The following is a 22,137-nucleotide window of genomic DNA, read 5'->3' as shown; positions in this document are numbered from 1 at the left end:
CTGCTTTTTGGGTTCATTCATCGCTTCTCTTTATTGTCGAATTTTTCTCAGAACTCGAATGCTGGATATTTAAATCGAAATGTACATCATGGATCTCATTTTCTTTTAGCCAGCTCCCCTTCGTTTGGGAGATGGCCTTCCACTCTCTGTAATGAAAGCGATATAAATGATGTTCAAGGTTATAAATGTCCGTCTCTCTTTGTAATCCGGCAAGGAAAGATTTTCTGATTTCTTGTTCGATGACCTCTTCCGTCTTCCGGGTTAATTTCTGCAACTCCGTAAGCGTATTATTCGTCACGCTTACCAAATATCCAGTTCCTTTCATGTTAACGTTATATTGTGGAACCCCTCCTGTATTGACCATTTTCAGCTTGGATTTCGGATTATCGATAACGATTTGAACAGCAGGCTCAAACTTATTCGGCACGGGAACGCCGGCACGTTTTGTACTCGCCTGCATCCAGCGAAGGCCATTTAATTCCTCTAAAGGTATGTAACTTTTAAATGTATCATTTTTTAGAAATATCGCCCCGTCAATAGTTAGTTTAGGATCATTCTTGTTTTTCTCACTCCAATGCTTCTTATTTAAAGCGAGCGTCGGAATACATGAGGTATATCCAGGCTCGTTAATTTGACCAATTAATCTGTGTAGCTTAATCGGCTCAATCAAAGAAGCCTGCGAATAGGTCCCCAGAGGTTCATGAAGAATTGTGCTGAGAGGAGACTGTCCGTAAAAACCGGCTGCAGAAAGAATGTCCTTAATCGATTCTTGCGTGCCATACACCCAAGGAGTAAGACGAAATTCATAATATCGGATTAAGCTGTCATAAATGTTACCAAATCCGTGCTTAAATGCAGCATCGCTAATCACAATTGCTGTCAAATGAGCCCAATAAGTTCTTTCTTGCTCCGTTTTGTAAAGCTCAAAAAAAGCCTCTTCAAAAGAATTCCCAATGCCTTCGCCTACCCAGATTCTTGCCGGCCCCTTTTGACCTTCGGTCGATTTGGCGACTGATTGGAAATCGATGAATTGGATATATCCGTGATATTTACCGTCCTTATAATCAACGCCTAAGGCAGACGCAAAATTCAATCTTTCGATATCCTTGACATCTGTGGTGCAACCCGTCCCGAATAATAATCCAGCGATCATAACAAGGACAACTTTCAGACTGCGTTTCAACCCACTCACCTCTTTCGTTTTTTGGCCAAAGACGAAATGCGTGATCTTCGGAATGGATCAACGGCGAACGCAGTCAGCCAGTCCTTAAAGCGCAAAGAGGATACCGGCTCGAGATAAGCCAAACCAAAAGAGTTAAGGCGGCAGAGATAGATCAAGATCAAAAACATACTCAGAAAAAAGCCGTAAATGCCAAGGTAAGAAGAGAACAGCAAAATAAAAACCCGAAGAATGCTCACGGTACCGGATAAAGACTGGTTTACAAGGCTAAATGTTGCAACCGTTGATACCGCAACAACGACGAGTAATGTTGGCGATGCAAGCCCTGCACGAATGAGCGCGTCCCCAATAATCAGGCCCCCTACGATTCCGATCGTCTGACCAACGGCTTTCGGCATCCGAACGCCGGCTTCCCGAAGTAATTCAAATAGAAACAACAGAAGCAAGGCTTCAAGAAACGGGGGAAGCGGAACCCCTTCTCGAGAAATAACGACCGTAGAAAGCAGGGTAAATGGGATCTGATCTAGATTGACTGTCGCAATGGCAGTCCAGAAGCCTGGGAGAAAAATACTGAGAATCAGGGCAATGATCCGGAGGAGCCGTTGAAAAATGACGTAATAATACGGGAAATGGACATCTTCAGGCGTTTTTAACAATTCGAGAAAGTTGCTCGGACCGATCAGAACCATTGGTGACCCGTTAACAATAATCGCGAATCTTCCTCGCAACAGCGTCTCAACGACGAAATCGGGTCGACCGATATAATCAATCAATGGAAATAACGAGTAGGTTCGATCCGACAGCCATTGCTCCAGTTGCCCGCTGCTTAAAAGGCTTTCCGTTTGAAAGGTTTCCAACCGTTTGCTCACTTCGGCAATCATTTTTGGGTTCGCTTTTTGGCTCATATAAATAAGCATCACCCGGGTTTTGCTTAAGCTACCTATGACGAACTGTTCGCTGAACAACAAGCTTGTTTGCATCCGTTTCCGTATTAGAGATAGATTCGTATACACGTCTTCCGTAAAAGCATCCTTCGGCCCTTTGATTGAAATTTCCGTACTGGATTCCTGTAACGAGCGTTGAGGAACATTGGAAATATCGAGCGCCCAAAAGTTTGAAGCCCCCTCGATATAAAGAATTAAGCAACCGTTAAACAAACTAGAAACCATTTCTCTGAACGTTCGATTGATTTCGAAAAGAGGCATTTCTTCGGAATGCTTCTGATCTTCTTCCACATTAGAAGATAAACGGATGATGTGTTTGCATGCCCTGTAGATATACAGGTTTAATTCCGTCTTATCAATCATGCCTTCGCAATAGAAAGCAATCAAACGATCCGAAACCTCCAACTGCGGAAGCGGAGGAAACAAAATGTCCGAATAGGGAGAGAATGCTTCTTTCAATTGGCCGGTCAGCAAGCTCCCGCTTTGTAATCGGGTTTCCTGCTCTGCAAATAATTTCGATTCATCAGGTAACGGATTCATTGCTTCCCCTCCTTCGCCGTGGAATATAAGATGCTGTTAAAAGAACCGCCGTTAGCGCAACTCCGAAACAGAGCGAAAAGGTGTAAAAGTAGCGATGGATAACCTGCTGCATGCTAATATCGCTAACCTTTAAAAGCGAAGGAAGAGCGAAAATGACAGCGCTGCTGAGCAAAACCGTTTGTCGAACTTTAGGGGATTTGCCTCCAATAAGCTCAGTCATGAGATGGGTCATAAGGGCTGTCCGCACCACGCTGCCCGCCATTAACTGAAATGCCGCCAAAAAATCGACATGAGAAATTTGTCTGCCGATCATGACCAGCCTCCATTGTTCGAAAGCGGGAAAGCGCATGTTTTCAGCTTGGTATGGACCAAAGGCAGTCAAAGAACCAACAGTAGGTCCCATGATTAGGCCAACTAATAAAGTCAGCAAAATGATAATGGATCCGTAATTCAAGGGTTTGCTTACTTTATGTTGTATTAAGAGCAAGACCAGCAAATCCATGCTTCCTCCAAAAACAACAACGCCTCCAAACAGTTCAGAACCTAATCCTTCCTTCAAGAAGGGGTGCAGCATGCCATAGTCTTTGCTGCCTCTGGTCATGATAGATACCCCGATCCCCAACATCCATACCACGGGCAACAACATCGTCGACATATAAACAATTGTTTTAAGTCCTGATCTGGCCGCACTATAAGACAAAAAGATAAAACTGAGAATAACAACGATTTCGGGCGTGCTCGGAAGAAAAAAGATACTGATGTTTTGGGTCGTATCGAAAACGATCATGATCCCGGCGGCCACTAAATACAGCGCGATACAACCACTTATTATCCATAAGCCGACCGAACCTAATCTGCCTTTAAGCCATTGATGAAAGGATAAAGATCGCATCGACTTAATAATGAGATACAAAATCACGCTCCAACCGATTAATGCCGGGTAGGCAAGCAAGACGCTAAACCATGCATCACGTTCCGCCGCACGGAGGAGATGGGGAATCACCAGTACATGATTCGATATTCCAAGCGACAACAGCAACAAAAAAATGATCTGCAGTCTAGAAAAGGTTACGTCCACTGCTCTCCTCCTGGATTTAGAATTATGCAACATTTGGTATATTACCCTCGCCCTGTTCTTTTATGCACCGCGACGAATTCAGGATAAAAGAAAAGAGATGTCCCGCAGGTCAACATTTGACCTAAGGAACATCCCCTTTAAGCTGTGACTTCTATCCATAAAACCATTCAAAATCTAATCATCTATCTGTTCATAATCGGCTGGTTTTTGATCTTTCGGTTTCATTGTTTTAGGGATTACGATCATAAATATGATTCCAACGATTATAGCCACTCCAAAGAAGATTCCAAGCTCCAACATCCAAAAGACCCCCGATTTCAACATTAAACTACATTTAATAGTGAATGAAATCGTATACAACGTCAATCGAATAATATGTGAACATTTGCTCATGTGTTGACAAAATTTTCGACAAGGCATATCATATGAACAAACATTCATATATTGGAGCGGTTGATGGATGAAAGAATATCGCGTTAAAGGCCTATCGTGCGGAAATTGCACCTTAGCACTAGAACATCAAATTCAATTGCTTGAATTCGGCGAAACGGCTTCATTGAGCTATAATTCGGGCAAACTAAAGCTGGATGAGCGAATCCCTCTATCCGAAGTCAAAGAGATATTGAAATCGGATGGTGCTTACATCGTGGATGTAAAAATGAATGCTGGTGAGTCCCATGCCTCAGATGACCATCATGATCATTCCGGGCACGACCATGGAAGCGATTCGGACCACGAGCATGATCACAGTCATGGCAGTAAAAAAATGTACTTATTGCTTGGATTCTCAACGCTTATTTACTTAATAAGCATTTTGATTGACGGTCAAGTAGCGAGCTCCACCACTGTTTTACTGTATTTGATTGCAACGATAGTGTCCGGCTACACCACGTTTGTGAAAGGCCTTAAGAACCTATTCCGGCTCAAATTCAATATTGATACGTTGATGACGATCGCACTGGTCGGTGCCGTATCTATCGGGGAATGGAAAGAAGCAACCCTTGTTGCCATCCTCTTCTGCTTGAATGAGCTCCTTGAAGGGCTTGGCATGGAGAAGGCCCGCCGATCAATGGAAGCTCTCCTTAAGGTTGCTCCCAAAGAAGCAGTTAAACTCGATAAAGGCAAAGAAATAATCGTTCCCATCGAAAGTCTGAAAGCAAACGACACCGTAATCGTCAAACCAGGCGAAAAGATTCCGTCGGACGGTCAAGTAGTCACTGGCAAAAGCTCCGTCAACGAGGCAGCAATTACAGGCGAATCTCTCCCCGTCGAGAAAGCCGAAGGAGAATCCGTATTCGGCGGGAGTATCAATAACGAAGGCGTTCTCCAAATTCGAATCGAAAAAGCGTACGAGGACTCTTCGCTCGCGAAAATATTGCATCTCGTAGAGGAAGCCCAAGAAACGAAAACACCAACCGAGCTCTTCATTAACAAATTCGCGAAGTATTATACGCCGATTATCATGGCCGTGTCCGCATTGGTCATCATCGCTCCCCCTCTTTTGTTTAACGGGGATTGGTCCAAATGGCTTTATCAAGGGCTCGCGGTTCTTATTGTCGGTTGTCCGTGCGCGTTAATTCTCTCCTCCCCCATCGCCATCGTTTCCGGGATTGCGCGTAACGCTAGAAACGGCATTTTGATCAAAGGCGGAGTGTTTCTGGAGCAGTTGGGCAAATTGGACATTCTTGCATTCGATAAGACGGGGACTTTAACTAAAGGCGAACCTTACGTAGAACAGTCCGTCGTTTATGACCGAGACAGATTTTTGAAAGTGGCGGCAGCAATCGAGAAAACATCCTCTCATCCGCTTGCCAAAGCGATTATGAAAGAGGTTGCCCAGCAAGGCATTGAAATCGCCGTTGAGTCGGAATCAGTCGAAGCCGTATCCGGGCGCGGGATCGTGGCCGTCGTTGAAGGCACCAAATATTGGCTAGGCAACGAAAAAAGCATGGAGCATCTGCAGATCCCGCAGGACGTTCAAGATGCAATAAGAAATCTGAAGGAGCAAGGACTTACTCTCGTTCTCGTCGCCGATGATCGACAGGTGTTAGGCATGTTCGGCATATCGGATGAAATTCGAGAAGAAAGCCGAGACGTGATTGCCCGATTGCATAAAGTCGGTATCAAACGGACGGTGATGCTCACCGGCGACCATCAAAAAACAGCCGACAAAGTGGCAAAAGCAGTTGGCGTCACGGAATTTTACGGAAACCTGCTGCCTGAAGATAAAGTGAATAAAGTCAAACAACTAGCCGAACAAGGAATCGTCGGTATGATCGGCGACGGTATTAATGACGCCCCTGCCCTAGCATCGGCGCAAATCGGCATTGCAATGGGCAAAGGGACGGATAGCGCGATTGAAACCGCCGATGTCGTACTCATGCAGGATCATCTTGGCAAATTGCCGGAAGCTGTATCCGTCGGCAAAAAAGTCAATCGGACCATCAAGTTCAACATCGCGGTATCCATGGGATTAAAGTTGATCGCTTTGTTATTAACGATCCCGGGTTGGTTGACTCTGTGGATTGCGATTCTATCCGACATGGGCGCTACCGTCTTCGTTACTCTTGTCAGCTTGACCGTACTGATTCAGAAGAAATCCGCTTAATGCATAGAAGAGGAGCCATCCGGTGGATTACCGTGGATGGCTCCTCTTCTATGCATGCTTTAGATGCGATTCTAATGGGTCAAACCTAGAAAGAATAAGCTGATGTATGATAAAAATGAGGTGGTGAACAGTTAGATGTCGGACGCATTTGTTTCTCGTTCGCTCGACGAAGTAAGGTTTTGGTCTCGTATCATGAAAGAACATTCTCTATTTTTACGATTAGGATTCAGATGCGAAGATACTCAACTTATCAATGAAGCGAATCAGTTTTATGCGATATTCGAAGCAATCGAAAATAGAGCGAATTCATTGCAACTGGATACGGATCCGCAGGTTATCATAAGGTTTAATATTGAGTTTCATACTGCAGTTTCGCATATTTGGGCCTTTAAGCGGAAAGTTCTAGGACTCATTCTTACTTGCCAGTTGCCCGGCGCTAACAATTTCCCGTTACTCGTTGACCATGTCAGTCGAGAAGCGAATTATTTTCGAAATCGATTGCAAGAGTTGGAACCTCTGCCTGATGCGATAATAGATGAAAATGTATTCTTTCTTCGTATTATGGCGGATCACGCTAAATTCATCAGCCATCTTCTCGATCCTTCCGAACGAAAACTGGTGGACCAAGCGAATCAATTCAGTCATGACTTTGATCAGCTCCTTTTCCAAGCAAGAGATATCGAATCTATGCGCCCGCAATCGCAAACTGTTCCCATACTCGATCAATTCCTTGACCAGAACCGAGTTTCCGTGAAATCTTTACGCGACTTCAAACAAACTGCTAGAGACCTCATCGCGGCTTGCAGAATTAAAAGCATTATTCATCCCCTTCTTGCCGATCATGTGTTTCGAGAAGCGGAAAGATTTCTGTTCATTATTGACATGTTCGAGCAGCATCTGACTGGAACGCCGGTTTCCCCGCGAGATTTGGAACATTAAAAAGAACACAACCCGGTTAAGGGTCGTGTTCTTTTTTGCGTCTGAGAGCAGCGAAAATCGCTGCTCGTATGCTTACTGCCGTACGACCCACCACTTCTGGTTATCGTTATCTTCGTACGGCCACTGAATAACGGATGCGCCATTTGCCGTGGAGGCGTTGTATACATCCAGAGCTAGCCCGCTATGTCTTGCGATAATCTTGAAGTAGCCGTCGCTTGTAGGGACAAGCTGAAATTGTTGGTTTGTATTGCCTTGATATAACCACTGCTGCAACTGCACGCCGTAAGTGGTATACGCATAAGGAATATCCAGTCCGTAACCGCTGCCAACATTAATCAGTTTGTAATAGCCTCCGCCAACATCGGTAATGACCCATTTCTTCCCTGGCGTATTCTCATCAGGCCACTGATCAATCGCAGCTCCCATTGCTGTCGATCCGCCGTAAACCTCAAGCACCTTCCCGCTGTTTTTGTTGTAAATCTTATAGGGCGCTCCCGATACAATACTTGGTAACGGTTGAGGTCCCAGATTAGACACGCCAAAGGCGTCGACTAACATATACGAACCGCTTTTCTTGACCAGTTTGATCGTGTGATTGCCTAGCGGTAATCCTTCAATGCTGTACAAGTATTCGGTATAGGTATAGGTAGAGGTGGCGGCATAGGCGTTAACCGTTTGCATAAATACGCCGTCGACATATACGTCTACATTGCCGAATGACGGCCCCTTCTCCCCGATATATACAACGCCCGTACCGTTGAAAGTATACTCTACGCTATCGTTATTCGTTTGCGTGATCATCGCGTCGAAGTTAATATCGCCGAGCTTGTTGTAATAGGCGTAACCCGGTGCCCATGAGCCATAATCCCGGTTCGTGCTGTTCGTCCAAGTGCCTGTATACGCCAAGCCGAGCATCGAGCTGCTGTTGATCCATACATGTTTGGTGCCTACATTGTCCTTCAAGGCGCTTTTGACCGCAATTAATTGGTTCAGCACGTTGGAAGGGATGACTCCCGCATCGGCAGCGACATTTAAGGTAGCTGTTCCTCCAAAGCGCTCAAGAGTCGCCAAATAATCGATTAAATATTGATTGCTGTACGCGAGCGTTGAAGAATTCCAGCTATTTCCGATGTAAGAATACGTATGCCATTGCAAGCCATACCACCAGCGATTGCTCGGTATTAATTTGATGTCATTGAGCTCGCCTGCCGTCAAATCGGCGTAGTCCGTCGGTTTGCTTAATCCGATTCCCGAGTTAATGCTCACCAGTCGACCGGAGTAGCCCGACTTAGCCTGGGCAACGAAGTAGTTAAAATCATAGGTTCCCGTATAGGCGCCCGGATTATAGCAGCCATCGAACCACCAGCCGGCAAGCTTGGAGCCATAGCGGTCCCCCCACTCCTTAAGCACTTCTCCCCAGCGCTTGATGGAGTTTTGGGTCGGGGTCACATAACCGGTGCCGGGCCAGCCCAAGCCGTTGCGCGCCTGCTGATCGTTCTCGGGCGGATTGGAAGGAATGTAAATAAAAAGCTTGATTCCTTTGGGCGCAAGGGCGTTCGCCATATCCATCGGCAAGTCTCTCGTGGACGTTCGAACGCCGGGCGAATAACCGGCATACGAATTGTAAGTCGCATTAGGTGAAGCGTAATACCCCGAGTTCTGGCCAATATCAAGCTGGACATAACTTGCTCCTGCCTGCTCCGCCTGATTCGCCAGCGTATTTACGTCAAATGCGGCAACGGACTGATCCCACGTTTTGCCGAGCAGCATGGGCACATTGACGTCAATCCCATACACGCTGTTCTTCATCCAGTCCGAAGCCGAATTGTTTAACGAGGCGTTACTCGTCCCGACCGGCGGCAACGTGCAAACCATTGCGAACACGCAAACTGCCAGCGCAATACTCCATAACTTCCTCAAGCCGCTCACTCCCTCGTTTGATGTTTATCTCAAATAAGGTTTTGCCGTTTCTCTGGCGGTTGCCGCTTTCGTCTGCGCATCGTCAATCACTTTCTGCACGTCCATCTCTTTCAACTTTGCAATGATGCCGGCTTTCATAGACTCGTACTGCTCATCGTTTTTGGTCAGCACGAGCTCCGGTATTTTTTTGTTCAGGTACTGCACTATGTTGTCCTTAATGCGTTTAATATCATCCGAGTCGGTTGGCGTCACGGCATTGTAGATGCCATTAAAGGAGGCGAATTTAATATCGCCGCTTTTGACCGCGTTTTCCACGACCTGCCCCGGATATTCCACGCCGTAATGCTCGCTCATTTCCTTGTCGAGATCGGTTAATTTCGCCTTGAACGCTTCTTGCGACGAGAAGAAATCAATCGGGACATTATATTTCGGATCGATACTGCCAGGGCCGTGTCCGACCCAGTTCGTATATTTTCCGATTCCGGTCGTAGCGGCGAAATTCGGGTCGTTTAAGCTTTGTTGAATGATCTCGGGCTTCATTTGCGGCTTTCCGTTTTCCACGGACCAGTGTTTGCCTTCGATGCCGTTAAGCAGCAACTCCGAACCTTCATAGCTGTTCAGGAAATTAATCAGTTCCATCGCCTTTTCCGGATTTTTGCTATTTTTGGAGATCGCATATAATCTTGAGCCTTGTCCAAGATCATTATAATCGCCGTTATACTGGTATCCGCCCTTGATCGGCGGCAATGCGGCAAAGCCTTTATCCTTCTGGCCGGCGGCAGCATACGCTTTCGTCGCGTCAGACTCCCCGGACCAGGAAACCCATGAGAACAATATGCGGTTTGCTTTCGCTTTTTCGACATGGTTTTCAAACTTTTGCGTGAAGCTGTCCGGGTCAAGGATGCCCAATCGATTCGCTTTGTTATAGAATCGCGCGCCTTGCCAGAAGGCGGCATCATCCTGAAGAATGTTTGTTTTCATATTGCGCTCAGCATCGAATTCGACAAGATCTCCCGAAGCGCCGTTCAGGTTGTTGGCGGGATACGTCGTGGCGCTCCACAAGCCCCAATCAAACCATGGCGAAAGCGCGTAAACTTTCTGTCCCTGCTCGTTAACCGGCTCGAGATCCTGCATTTTTTTTAGAATAGGCAGCAGATCGTCCAAGCTTTTATATTCGGGATAACCTAATTTTTTGTACAAATCCCATCTCGTCACCAGCGCTACGGAATCGTAAGTGTACGCGGGCGGAATCGGACCGTCGTACCCGGGGACGAAGTATAACTTGCCTGTATCGTTGCTGTAATACTTTTTGCTGAACTCGAACTTTTGCGGAAACTCTTCAACCATTTGCTTCCCTTTGCTTTGCACGAGCTCGTCAAGCGGCAACACTCTGCCGCCTTCCACCAGCTGCTTAATAAACTTCTGCTCGGTTACCATCACATCGGGCAGATCGCCGCTGGCCAGCATCAAATTGAATTTTTGCTCATCGGGATGCGTTTCGATTTGCAGGCTGACGCCGAGACGTTTCTCGATTTCTTTCGCCACTTCATCCGTTTGCTCTCCGCTTTGGTAGTTTCCTCCGAATTGAGGTCCATACAAGCTTAGTTTCACAACCTCCGCAGGTTTCTGGGAAGGCGTTGACGAGACCTCCTGCGTGTTCTGAGTTGCGGCGGCGCTGCTTGCTCCGGAATTCGCGTTCTTGTTATCCCCTCCGGAACAACCGATCAGGCTTGCCACTAGCATTAACGCAGCTGTCGGCGCGACTAGCTGCTTTCCCAACTTCTTGCTCATTGCTGAAGTCCCCCTCGTAGTCATTGTATACTTATTGGCTATAAAGCCAATGAAGCCGTTATCCTTTTACCGCGCCAAGCATAATTCCTTTTACGAAATATCGCTGCAAGAACGGATAGACCAACAAGATGGGCAAAGTCACGATCATCGTAATCGTCATCCGTATCGTAGAAGGCGTAATTCGAATTTGGGACCCTTGCCGCGTCAAATCCATCGTAGATTGGCTGGCAATCGACTCGGATTCGCGTAAATAATGGAGAAGCGTAAGCTGCAACGTCTGCAGCTTCTCCGTTGAAACGAGGAAATAGTTGTCGGTCCACGTATTCCATTGATTAACCGCGCAGAAAACGGCAATGGTAGCGACAATCGGGATCGATAACGGAAAAACGATTTTGAAGAAAATCGTCGGATAGCCGGCGCCGTCCATCATGGCCGATTCTTCGAGAGCGGCGGGCAATTGTTCCATAAAGGTTTTGATCAGCACGACATAGAAAGCGACAATCGCGCTCGGAAGGATGTACAACAAGAAGCTGTTCCCCAATGAATAGGCTTTCATTGTTAAATACCAAGGGATCAAACCTGCATTGAGATACATCGTCGCAATCAGAATCCGGTAAAACGTTTTACGCAAAATCATTTTGTCTTTCGTTAACACATAGCCGAACATCGTGCAGCAAAACACGGTAACAGCCGTTCCGACAATCGTTCTTAACGTCGAAACGACGAACGCTTGTTTAATATTATCCAATTGAAACATGCTGCTGTAGCTTTGAAAGGTCACTCCCTTCGGGAGCAACAGCAGTCCCTTGGCGGCCTCTGCCGGATCGCTGATGGAGTAAATAAAAATGTAATAGAAGGGATAGATGCACAGAAGCATAAAGCAAGTAAAGAGCAAATAATTGAGCGTCTGGAAAGCAGCTTCCGAAAGCCGTTGCATGCTTGCCCTCCTAAAATACGGAATTTCCGCGAATTTTCTTGGAAAGGATATTTACGCTGAATACAAGAATGATGCTAATGACCGACTTGAATATGCCGATAGCGGTAGCGAACGAATAATCGTTTAAAGTCAGCCCGATCCGATACACGTAATAATCCAAAACTTCGAGCTTATCCGCAACGAGCGGATTGTAAAACACATAAAATTGCTCGAAACCGTTGGAGAGGACGTTGCCGATGCTAAGAATCAGAATGACGACAAAGGTAGGCATAACGCCCGGAATCGTAACATGCCTCATCATTCTGTACCTGCCCGCCCCATCGACTTTGGCCGCATCGTATTGCTCGGGATCGATTCCCGCAATCGCGGCCATATAGATGATCGCTCCCCATCCGAGGCTTTTCCACACGCTGACGAAAGTTTGAAATAGCCAGGCGTACCGGGCACTTCCCAGCATGTTAAACGGTTCCTTGATCAGATCTAATTTCATCAGAAGCTGATTCACGAATCCGTCGTTGAGGTTAAAAAAGACGAAGAAAACGGAATACACGAGTACCCAGCTAATGAAATTCGGCAGCGTCGTAGTCGTCTGGATCAGCTTGCGGTACTTCGCGCTTCGCATTTCCGTCAAAAATACGGCAAACAAGACGGCAAGCGGAGCTGTCAATAAACTGAGGAAGCTAAGCGCCAACGTGTTAATCATAACCTGACGAAGATTGCTGGCCTCCGAGAAGGCGAGCTTGAAGTACTTCAGCCCGACGAAAGCGCTGTGCGACAAAGGGATTCCCGGTTTATAATCGACGAACGCATAGATCCAGCCGTACAACGGAATGTAGTAAAACAGGATCGTCAACACGATAAACGGGAGCCCCATCAGGAATAAAAGTTGACGCTGATTCAGTTGTCTCCCTCCTCTCTTTCTGCTTCTGATGTTCATTTTACCCCGATGAAAAACGGCTAAAAATAAAAAATCCAACGAAATTGACAACAATCTCGCCGGATTTTGGAACGTCTATTTTGGTTGTTTAAATATTTTACGATTTCGGGACGAATCCAAGCCGAAGAGTGACCAACGTCCCTCCCGTTTCCCTTCGTTCGATCTGTAAACCATAGGTTTCGCCATAGTAGAGACGCAGCCGAATATGCACATTTAATAGACCGATGCCGCTTCCCGAACGTTGTTTTTCATCCGTTGCGGTTGCGAGCAAAGTTTGAATGCCGACAAGCTCCTTCTCCTCGATTCCCCGTCCGTTATCTTCCACGTGGATGACGATTTGATCTCCGGCCCGAAATGCTTCGATTCGCATATGTCCCCTATAATTGTTCGATTCCAGGCCGTGGATTAACCCATTCTCGATCACCGGTTGAAGCAGCAGACGCGGAATAGGAACGCTGTTCAATTCATCTGGCACCTGGATTTCAAGGGTCACCCCTTCCCCGTACCGATTGTTCATTAACGTAAAATAATTTGAAGCGTAGTCCAGCTCTTCCTTCAAGGTAATAATCGGCGAGGAATCCGAAAAGATCGGCCTTATCATGTTCCCTAGCGCCGTTATACTTTGCATAATGTTATCCGCTTTGACGGCAACGGCCATCCACTTGATCGCATTGAGCGTATTATACAGAAAGTGAGGATGAATTTGCGCCTGCAGAACGTTAAGCTCTGCTTGCCGTTTCTGATTCTCAACGACCCGATTATGTTCCATTAAATGCTCCAGACTAACGGACATTTGATTGAACTGCGTAAAAAGCAAACCGATTTCATTCGGCGGTTGCCGTTCAAGCGTTACGCCTAGCTGTCCTTTTTCCAAACTCCGCATGCCCTTCACAAGAGCAGTCAACGGTTTCAGGAGCTTGCGGGTAATGTAGAACGCCAGAAGCGTAGAGACAAGTAAACATAAGATAAATACATAGAATAGCACGGTTCGAAGGGAGACGATATCGCGTTCCATCGTCGATACCGGAACCTCCCTGCACAACGTCCAGCCTGTATCGCCAAGCGCATAGTAAACAAGCTGCTTATCCTCGCCTTCCGAATGCATAATAAAACTTCCGGACTTTTTCTCGAATTTCGGGATGTAGGCGGATTTATTTGTACCGACCAAATCCTTGGCCGAAGCGGATATCGTTCTTCCCGTGGGGTCGAGAATATAAATATTCTCATCTTTGCTATTTACCGCCCCTGTATAAATATCGGCCAACGTCTGTTCGGTCACATTAATGACAAGCATCCCGCTTACGGAAGATTGGTAGTACGATTTTATTCCGCGATAGGCGGAGATTAAATTGCGTTGATTGTCCCCGAATGGAATCGTGGATTGATCGACTCCTTCCCATATGAGATCGGGGAAACTGCTCTTTGCCATTTGATAAATGTCGGATGATAGCAGCCAATCGCGTTCGACCGAATCCGGTACCGTATAAAACTTATTGTCGGAATAACCTAGCGCCCGTCCATCTTTCGAATAAATAAAAATGGATTTTACGTATTTATTAATTCCGATCGAATCGGATAATTTATCCCGAATCCCATTGGCAATGTGGATCTCTTCCACTTGATTCGATAATGGCCGTTCAAGAAACGATTGAACGTTCGCGTCCGTCAGAATGTACTGGGAAAGCCGGTTCACCTCGTCCCGGAACGATCGAATGCTCTGTTCCACCAGTTGGAAGCTTTGAACGGATGCTTGCTCGGTTTTGTCCTGAAGCATGGACAATATGCGAATATACAACAAATAAGAGCCGATCAGCAAAGTCAAAAAGCTAAGAAGAACAAACGCAAATAAAAACTGGTTTTGAAGTCTACTTTTGATCACCCTCCGCACGCTCCGTTCCGTGCCCGTACCAAAGGTCTCGATATTCCGTCGGAGAAACGCCGGTGTATTTTTTGAACACCCTGCTGAAATAACTGTGATCGGCAAACCCGACGGATGCCGCGATTTCGTAAGAGCGTTGATTGCTTTCGAGCAGCACTTTTTTGGCTTCGTCTATGCGAAGCCGATTGATGAAATCCGTTAAATATTCGCCCGTCTCGCTGCGAAATTGCTTGCTGAAATAATTGGGGCTCATCCCGACGTGAGAAGAAACTTCCGATAACGAAACATTTAGCTTGAACCGTTGATGGATGTATTGGCGAGCCTGGACAATCTCTTTGGAGTATTGCCGATTCCATTGCAGCGATTCCGAGAGGAAAGCCATATATTCGTCAAACACATTGCAGGTTTCCGCTAACGATTCGGACCGTTCCATCCTTGAAAAATATTTCATTGCCGCTTGCTGAACGTTTTCCTCCGTTGGCGTTACAACGAGGGGAAGATGCATCAGCCGGGCGAACAAATGAAGAAACGAAACTTTGTCGTTCTGCGTAGAACAATTCGTGAATTTTCGGACTTCTTGCTGTATTTGCTTGGAAATCACTTCATTTTGCAGCCTCTCGCCGCTAGCCGTAACGGCTTTCAATTGGTTCTCAACCTCGGCCTGCACCTGTTGATCCGATTGCCGAATCATTCTTCCGGTGCCTAGCACGTACTTTTTCATCAGCGCATCGGCGCTTTCTACATATTGAGCCTTCAATTCAGGAAAGCCGCTTCGAATCGAGCTCTGCCCGAACGTGACCGACACGTTAAAAATCGTCTTCATAATTTTGGCGATATGATCCGTCATTTCATTCAGTTCAGTCAACATGCGGTGTTCGCTCGAGACATCCTGGAAACTTCCGATGAGCATAAAACGGTTCCTCTCATCGTGGATAACGACAAACCTTTTGTAGCTATCGCATACTTCCTTCAGTACGTTATGGACCGAATAGGAAATCAAATTGCCTTTCACGTCTTTATATTTGTGCTGCAAACGTTCGAAATAATCGATTTCCATCAATAACAAAACCAACTTGCTCTCCGTCAAAGGGATTCCATTTTCCGCTAGCTTCGCATTAAACTCCTGAATCGTGTGGTAATTCCGGAACAAATAATCCTTGAACAAATTTTCCACGATCGTTTCTTTCGAAAGTCTTGGAGCATTCGGCTTGCTTTGTGAAAGCGTATCCAATTCTTGTTGGATTTTCGCCAATATTTTCTCTATGTCTACCGGCGTCATCGTTAACTTGAGAATATAATCGGAAACGCCATACCCCAAAGCTTGCCTGACTGTCTCGAACTCTTCCACACACGTTAAGATGATGATTCGCGTTCTGGCATCTTTTTCCCGAATACGCCGTATGAGCTCCATCCCATCCATGACGGGCATGCGTATATCTGTAATCACCAGGTCAGGCGCTAACGATTCATATAATTGCCACGCTTCCGCTCCGTTCGCGGCATCCGCAACGAGGTTCATATTAAACTGCTGCCAATTGACGGCATTGCGCAAACCCAGTCTCACCAACATCTCGTCTTCTACCAGGATGACACGGTGCATCGTTGGCGGTCTCCTTCCGCAGCTGCTTTATTAAGTACATTTTACCATAAAAGAAACCAACCATCGGATAGGAAAGATGGCTGGTTGTGAGGTGTATGGCGCATCCTGTCCCTCAACGTTGCTTTGATGCTTAGATGCTTAGACTTCCTTGCGTAGTCCGAATGCCGATTTCTGCACGTCGCCCGCTTTCATCGTTATCGTCCTTTGGCCGCCATCCGGCATAACCAATCTATACGAGGTATCCCTTGATGCAAGCAGAATAACGGATGCTTCATTCGCATCCCTGTCCCAACTAAGCTCGACGGATATGCCGCACCGCGTATGGAGCGGACCGATCTGTCCTCTCTCCCACTTTGGCGGCAACGCGGGCAACAGTTCGACGCGTTCGGCATCGGAGAAAAGCAGCATTTCCTGAACGGCGGACGACCACCCTGCATTGGCATCCAACTGGAACGGCGCAAGCGGGAATTCGAGACCGATTCCGCTTCCTCGCCAGTCATTACAAGTAGTGAACAAGTTTCTCATCAAGCACGATTTCGCGATCAGATTCAGGCTCTCGAGCGCGAGCTCCGCTTCTTTCACGCGCGCCATCATGTTGGCGTTCTGCACGAGCGACCAGCTCGTCTGACAAGACAAACCGACCGTCATTCTGCGCACGGCGCCTCGTCGATAGATTTCCGTAGTCGCTTCATCTCTCCTGGCGTGCTCAAGTCCCGGATACATCGGATACAGATGGGACTGATGCCGATGCAGATCGTTATCGGGAAAATCCTCGTGCAGCCACTCTCTAGGCGCTCCCCACTCATTGATTTGATAGGCCGGCGCACCGTCCAGCATACGCTTATAGGCGGCCATATCGGACACCGATACGAGTGAAGTTGCGTCGCCGATCGCGAGCAGGTTCGTGAACAACTCTTTGATGACGGCGATATCCATCGTTGCATCGATAGCAGACTGCGTGCCGTCTCCGAGCTCGATGTTGCCCATTTTGTAGTTCAGGGTACGGTTCTCCGGCGATACGGAAGGGCAGACGTGCCAAGTATCCCCTTGCCACAGGACAAAATCGATGTAAAACTTGGCCGCCTCGGTCATGAACGGCAAAGCTCTCTTCTCCAGAAAATCGGTTTCTCTTGTAAAAAGATAATAGTCGTAATAATGCTGCGCAATCCATCCCGCGCCTGCTGTCCAATTGGTAATATGCGGAGCCAGACAGACATGCCTCATGCACCCCGGCATCGTCACGGCGGGCAGGAAAATCCCGCTGCAGCCGTACAGCTTTCTGGCGTTCTCTTTCATATCCTCTATAGCGAAGTCGTAGTAGTCGAACACGGGCAGCATCAGTTCGCTCAGTCCCCCCTGAAGCGCCTGCCAATAAGTCATTTGAAGATTAATATTGGCCATGTTAAACGACCAGAAAGCCTCATAATCCCCGCTCCATAGCCCCGTCAAATTGCAAGGAAGTCCCCCGGTCGTCGTAGCGCTAATGAGCAAATATCGGCCGTATGCCCACATCCGCTCAGCCAGCGCGTTCGGCATTCCCTCGTCATAGGCGGCATCGAGCAATTGTTCATTCGTCGTCTCTTGATCAAACTCGCGATCTTCCAGAACGAACCGACAGGCATCGAACAATCGCCGATGTTCTGCGACATGCCGCTCGAACAGGGGGGCGTAATTCGCCGGAAGATCGGCAAGCCTCGCCTTCAAAGCGGGCCACTTCACCGAGCTGTCGCCTTCAGTATACAGTTTGACGAGAATTAAAGCCGTGTCGCCTTTGATGACCCTCGCGACAGCTCCGTGCTCAACGCCGGCGATTTCGGCTTTGAAATAAAGCCACTCTCCGTCTACGACCGTACATACATTCTCGGGAAGCTTTATTTCTTCATCGGTTGAATCGGGCCGATGGATGCTCAGCGAAATTTCGGTGTCCTTATGGCATTCCACTACGACAACATCGTCTGACCGGGAGACGAATCCGCGGCGCTCCATTCGGGTGTCTCCGTCCATATAACGAACGTAAGCTTCCGCCGAAGACATATCCAGCCCTCTGCGATAGCGGGAAAACCCTTTGACGGCGGGCAAAACAAGATTCAGATCCGCTGCCGGAAACGGAAAAGCTTCGCGGGGAGCGTATCCCCGTTCGATGAGCGCATCGGTGATCATGCGGTCCGCCGTCGGCACTTCACCCGCAAAGATCAGTTCCCGCATGGCGGGCAGAACATCGGATACATCCGGAATGTCCGGCTGCGTTCCTTCCCGCCAAAGTCGCGAATGGGTGAGCATAACGCGTTCGTTAGCCGTATTGCCATACATTAACGCCCCGTGCAATCCGTTGCCGAGCGGCGTTCCTTCCCGCCAATTGTCATTCCACCACGAGGCGGGGCGTTTCATGTGCATCGCATACCGCATAGGTTTCATCATACTCCTCGTATCCAATCGTGCTTTTAATGTACCGACCGAATGCAGACGACGGCTCTGGCGGAACGGCCCGGTATTGTTGCGCGAAGCACGCCTCCGTCGCCGAGCAGCGTTCCCGTCTTCAGATCCGACATTGCGGCAGGCCAAGGGAGCGGAACGCAGTAGTCCGACTCGTTGTCTTCCCAGTTAAAGAGAAACACGCGCAGCAAGCTGTCGGAAAGAAACGCGAAGCCCACTGTCATAGCGGCATCCTTGAATGTTGCGGCAACCCCGGAAGGCGGCAAGCTAGCCGCAAGCTGCTTCACCCGGTCGACGCCAAGATCGATTAGACGATCTCCTGACAGCATCATCCCGCCGGAAGCCAGAACGTAAACAAAATGAAAATCAATGATTTCGTCCGTCATTTCCGTCATCGTCACCCGATCCACCCCGTCCGGACCGGGCAATACGACCTCCAAATTATGAAAAGCAAGGCAATCGGGATCATTGATCCATAAGCGTCCGTGCATCCAGTTTCGATGAAAAAGTTGCCGAGCAAGCAGCTTGATCGAATCCCAATTTCGCGAGAAATCGTCCGTGACCCGCATGCCATGAACGAGCCCAAGCGAAGGCCACATCGGAGCGTTGCACCCGAGCACGAAGCTACCCTCTCCTGCCCCGGACAGGACGGCTTGCATGCCGCTGCGGTATGCTTCTATGCTGGTCGAGCCAAGGACATATCGACGGCCGCCCGGCAAAGCGCCCCACATGTTGGCGTCAAGCTTGAAATAGCGGCAGCCCCACTCCTCCCTCATCGTGCGAAACACCATCGTTAAGTAGGCACACGCTTCAGGATGCGAGCCGTCCAGCATATACCACGGGCCGCACCTCCAACCGCCGAACGAGATTTCTTCCGAGGACAATGCCCGGTCCTCCGACTCGTGCTGCACGAACCAGTCGGGATGCTCGCGATACAGCGCCGAATCCGGTTCCGCGATGAACGGGGCCACCCAGATGGCAGGCTCATAACCGAGCTCGCGAATGTGCTCGCAAAGCAGCTTCATATCCGACGAGAACCCGGCTCCGGGAACGAGCCAATCGCCCATCCGCGCTTGATAACCGTCATCGATTTGAATATAGGTGAGTGGCAGCCTATGTCGGGTGATCGCATCGAGGTTATCGAGGATGATCTCCTCTGTAATGTCCGGTCCGTAAGCGTACCATGAACACCAGCCCGTCGGTATTTCGGAGACGGGTAACGGCGGATGCTGAGTTGATATACATTCCGCCAAATGTTCCAGAAGCGCGTTGCTGTCCGTCCCTTCTTGGGCATAAAACAGTTCGAGCTTGCAACTTTCACCCGGCTTAAGCACCTGGTTCTCCAAACATAACGCCGCTTCCAACCGTGTTCCTCGAATCCGAAATTCGCCGCGAAAACGATGGCACGACGCGTAAGCAAGTAGAAGATGGCGATCGCCGGCTTCCGAGAGAAGCAGCAAATTGTAAACCGTCTGATCTCCTTCAACTTGCGGCATGCGATAATGTTCACCGTCGCCGTAATTTCCGATCAGATGCAATTTCGATAAACTTCCTTCGTACTGCGACAGCATGTTATATCCTTCGCCATACGCGCTCGCTTGACTGCATGCGGATACATCCATGTTCAGCCAAACAACTTCCTTAATCGCTAGCGGACGCTCCCCGTGATGGAACAATTCCGTATGGCACACCGCTCCATCCCATATCACAAGCGCTTTAATCTCTTGAAGCTCACTGCCATCTGCATCTCGTACAACAATCGGTTGTTCTGTCCTTAAGGGCCGCAATGTTCATCACCAACTTGCTTCTGATTGGATTGATTGGGGTTATCATTACTCATACTCTCTCATTCATTTTATCCGCGGAAAAACAGCGTAAAATAAAAAAATCAACGAAATTGACCACAATCTCGCTGGATTTACAGTAGGACATTTTATGTTGTTTAATTTTTTACGATTCTGGGACAGATCTAAGCCAACTGTTAAACTTGACTCATTTGTGGGACAATGATTTTGCCAGATGACAGGATAAGGAGCCGATGATGATGGAGAAAGTGACACCTTTCTTAATGTTTCAAGATGGAGTGGCAGAGCAAGCGATGAATTATTACACGTCACTGATCGAAGACTCGCAAATTTCAAACATCGTTCGTTATGGAGCCAATCAGCCCGGAAGAGAAGGAACAGTCATGCTCGCGACTTTTACTTTAAAAGGGCAGGAATTCATGTGCATTGACAGCAATGTCAAGCACCAGTTCACCTTTACCCCCTCGTTCTCGATCTTTGTCACCTGTAGTTCCGAAAATGAGCTTGACGATCTCTACCATAAGCTCATGACGGATGGAAAAGCGCTTATGCCGTTAGGCAGCTATGGTTTCAGCAAGAAGTTTGGATGGCTAAACGATAAGTTCGGCGTATCTTGGCAGCTTAACCTTCCCCATTCATAAGCGGATTAGAGTTCGTTGATTAGGAAGTCGCGGAATTTGCGCGCCGCCAAGGAGAAATGTCTTTTCTCGGACCAGACGAGCCAGTATTCCCGTTGGCAAATCGGATGTTCGATGGGCAGGAATGCGACGTTCTCCTCCTCATCGCTTCTGCACCCAAACAGCGCCACACCGAGCCCTGCGCGCACAAGACTCATGACCGCGCCGGGCTCGTCGACTTGGCAGACGAATTTAGGCGTTATGCCGGCTTTCCGGAATAACAAATCGTTCGTTTGTTGAAAAACGAAGTCGTCTTTGTATCCGATAAACGCTTCCCCTGCTGCGTCCTTCAACCGAATGGCTTTGCGGCCGGTCAAACGGTGAGTCTTGGGAACTGCCAAATATAAATCTTCCACCAACACCGATGCTTGCGCGATGCCCGACCGTTTGACCGGCATCGCCGTAAAGCCGAGATCGATGTCGCCGTTCTCGACGAGACGTGCGATTTCTTCCGCGGAAGCTTGCGTAATCTGCATATTGACGTTCGGATGAAGCGACAAAAATCGGCCGAGCGGTTCGGACAGCCGATTTAACGTCGAAGTCGCAAGCTGAATGCCTCCTCCTTCCAGCCCCGCCATCTCCGCAACCTCCATTTTGGCTTCCTCAAGCAACGCGAGCGCAGCTTCTGTTTTGACCAGAAAGGCTCTACCGAATGCGTTCAAGCGAATTCTCCCTGATTGGCGATCGAACAACGGCACGCCGACGTGCGCCTCCAACCGGGCGATCGTTTTACTGAGGGCAGGCTGGGCGATCCGTAGTTCTTGGGCGGCACGGGTCATATGCTCCCACTTGGCAACTGTTCGGAAATATTGCAATTGCAGCAGTTCCATCAGGCTCTCCTCCTTCTTTCCATATACTTTAAGTTATGA

15 protein-coding genes are annotated in these 22,137 nt (G+C 48.1%); 3 read left to right on the top strand and 12 right to left on the bottom strand.

The annotated features are described in order from the left end of the window. Positions 1–13: 13 nt before the first annotated feature. Genes ACFPOF_RS25850 through ACFPOF_RS25840 form a run of 3 tightly spaced genes read right to left on the bottom strand, consistent with a single transcriptional unit; the run spans position 14 to position 3,742 of the window. Positions 14–1,183: a Ger(x)C family spore germination protein gene (locus ACFPOF_RS25850; protein ID WP_378138133.1), complete on the bottom strand. Its 1,170-nt coding sequence runs from the start codon at positions 1,181–1,183 to the stop codon at positions 14–16. Between the two features lie 5 nt (positions 1,184–1,188). Beyond that, a complete protein-coding gene (locus tag ACFPOF_RS25845) occupies positions 1,189–2,664 on the bottom strand; it encodes a spore germination protein (RefSeq protein ID WP_378138131.1) in 1,476 nt (491 codons plus the stop codon). After that, on the bottom strand, positions 2,648–3,742 hold the full coding sequence (locus ACFPOF_RS25840) for an endospore germination permease (RefSeq protein ID WP_378138129.1): 1,095 nt from the start codon (positions 3,740–3,742) through the stop codon (positions 2,648–2,650). Before ACFPOF_RS25840 ends, ACFPOF_RS25845 begins: the two co-directional genes overlap by 17 nt. Before the next feature lie 460 nt (positions 3,743–4,202). Here ACFPOF_RS25840 and ACFPOF_RS25835 point away from each other — a divergent pair, with 460 nt between their 5' ends. Beyond that, positions 4,203–6,350 carry a heavy metal translocating P-type ATPase gene (locus ACFPOF_RS25835; RefSeq protein ID WP_378138126.1) on the top strand — a complete coding sequence of 716 codons (2,148 nt, stop codon included), beginning with the start codon at positions 4,203–4,205 and terminating at the stop codon, positions 6,348–6,350. Between the two features lie 135 nt (positions 6,351–6,485). Then, a complete protein-coding gene (locus tag ACFPOF_RS25830) occupies positions 6,486–7,289 on the top strand; it encodes a DUF2935 domain-containing protein (protein ID WP_378138124.1) in 804 nt (267 codons plus the stop codon). Positions 7,290–7,361: 72 nt separating this feature from the next. Here the strand turns inward: ACFPOF_RS25830 and ACFPOF_RS25825 are convergent, their stop codons facing one another. From ACFPOF_RS25825 to ACFPOF_RS25790, 8 genes are all read right to left on the bottom strand, one after another. Further along, the gene (locus ACFPOF_RS25825) at positions 7,362–9,209 is read right to left on the bottom strand and encodes an RICIN domain-containing protein (RefSeq protein WP_378138122.1); all 1,848 of its coding nucleotides are present in this window, start codon (positions 9,207–9,209) and stop codon (positions 7,362–7,364) included. Positions 9,210–9,233: 24 nt separating this feature from the next. Continuing rightward, positions 9,234–11,000, bottom strand: coding sequence for an extracellular solute-binding protein (locus ACFPOF_RS25820; RefSeq protein ID WP_378138120.1), 1,767 nt, complete (start codon positions 10,998–11,000; stop codon positions 9,234–9,236). Positions 11,001–11,058: 58 nt separating this feature from the next. After that, complete coding sequence (locus tag ACFPOF_RS25815; protein WP_378138118.1) at positions 11,059–11,937, bottom strand: carbohydrate ABC transporter permease; 879 nt, start codon at positions 11,935–11,937, stop codon at positions 11,059–11,061. A 10-nt stretch (positions 11,938–11,947) separates the two neighbouring features. Next, positions 11,948–12,874 (bottom strand): ABC transporter permease, encoded by a 927-nt coding sequence (locus tag ACFPOF_RS25810; RefSeq protein WP_378138116.1) that lies wholly within the window; start codon positions 12,872–12,874, stop codon positions 11,948–11,950. Positions 12,875–12,971: 97 nt separating this feature from the next. Further along, entirely contained in the window at positions 12,972–14,753 is a 1,782-nt protein-coding gene (locus tag ACFPOF_RS25805; protein WP_378138114.1) for a cache domain-containing sensor histidine kinase, read from the bottom strand. Continuing rightward, positions 14,740–16,353, bottom strand: coding sequence for a response regulator (locus tag ACFPOF_RS25800; RefSeq protein ID WP_378138112.1), 1,614 nt, complete (start codon positions 16,351–16,353; stop codon positions 14,740–14,742). The genes ACFPOF_RS25805 and ACFPOF_RS25800 overlap by 14 nt, the downstream gene beginning before the upstream one ends. Before the next feature lie 138 nt (positions 16,354–16,491). After that, positions 16,492–18,771, bottom strand: coding sequence for a glycosyl hydrolase family 95 catalytic domain-containing protein (locus ACFPOF_RS25795; RefSeq protein ID WP_378138110.1), 2,280 nt, complete (start codon positions 18,769–18,771; stop codon positions 16,492–16,494). A gap of 23 nt (positions 18,772–18,794) precedes the next feature. Further along, the gene (locus ACFPOF_RS25790) at positions 18,795–20,495 is read right to left on the bottom strand and encodes a glycoside hydrolase family 36 protein (protein WP_378138108.1); all 1,701 of its coding nucleotides are present in this window, start codon (positions 20,493–20,495) and stop codon (positions 18,795–18,797) included. Positions 20,496–20,830: 335 nt separating this feature from the next. Between ACFPOF_RS25790 and ACFPOF_RS25785 the strand changes: the two genes are divergently transcribed. Next, entirely contained in the window at positions 20,831–21,232 is a 402-nt protein-coding gene (locus tag ACFPOF_RS25785; RefSeq protein ID WP_378138545.1) for a VOC family protein, read from the top strand. A gap of 5 nt (positions 21,233–21,237) precedes the next feature. On the opposite strand, the gene ACFPOF_RS25780 is transcribed toward ACFPOF_RS25785, so the two are convergent. Next, complete coding sequence (locus ACFPOF_RS25780; protein ID WP_378138106.1) at positions 21,238–22,098, bottom strand: LysR family transcriptional regulator; 861 nt, start codon at positions 22,096–22,098, stop codon at positions 21,238–21,240. Between the last annotated feature and the right edge of the window lie 39 nt (positions 22,099–22,137).

This window comes from Cohnella soli (genome assembly GCF_042655525.1).
In the GTDB taxonomy this organism is placed as follows: domain Bacteria; phylum Bacillota; class Bacilli; order Paenibacillales; family Paenibacillaceae; genus Cohnella; species Cohnella soli.
The sequence above is the reverse complement of the archived record's forward strand: the minus strand, read 5'-3'. Positions and strand labels throughout refer to the sequence as shown.

Bases quoted from the DNA above. Each gene is read 5' to 3' on its own strand.
- ACFPOF_RS25815 (WP_378138118.1), bottom strand. From the start codon at position 11,937: ATGCAACGGCTTTCGGAAGCTGCTTTCCAGACGCTCAATTATTTGCTC.
- ACFPOF_RS25795 (WP_378138110.1), bottom strand. From the start codon at position 18,771: ATGATGAAACCTATGCGGTATGCGATGCACATGAAACGCCCCGCCTCG.
- ACFPOF_RS25845 (WP_378138131.1), bottom strand. From the start codon at position 2,664: ATGAATCCGTTACCTGATGAATCGAAATTATTTGCAGAGCAGGAAACC.
- ACFPOF_RS25810 (WP_378138116.1), bottom strand. From the start codon at position 12,874: ATGAACATCAGAAGCAGAAAGAGAGGAGGGAGACAACTGAATCAGCGT.
- ACFPOF_RS25820 (WP_378138120.1), bottom strand. From the start codon at position 11,000: ATGAGCAAGAAGTTGGGAAAGCAGCTAGTCGCGCCGACAGCTGCGTTA.
- ACFPOF_RS25800 (WP_378138112.1), bottom strand. From the start codon at position 16,353: ATGCACCGTGTCATCCTGGTAGAAGACGAGATGTTGGTGAGACTGGGT.
- ACFPOF_RS25780 (WP_378138106.1), bottom strand. From the start codon at position 22,098: ATGGAACTGCTGCAATTGCAATATTTCCGAACAGTTGCCAAGTGGGAG.
- ACFPOF_RS25785 (WP_378138545.1), top strand. From the start codon at position 20,831: ATGGAGAAAGTGACACCTTTCTTAATGTTTCAAGATGGAGTGGCAGAG.
- ACFPOF_RS25830 (WP_378138124.1), top strand. From the start codon at position 6,486: ATGTCGGACGCATTTGTTTCTCGTTCGCTCGACGAAGTAAGGTTTTGG.
- ACFPOF_RS25835 (WP_378138126.1), top strand. From the start codon at position 4,203: ATGAAAGAATATCGCGTTAAAGGCCTATCGTGCGGAAATTGCACCTTA.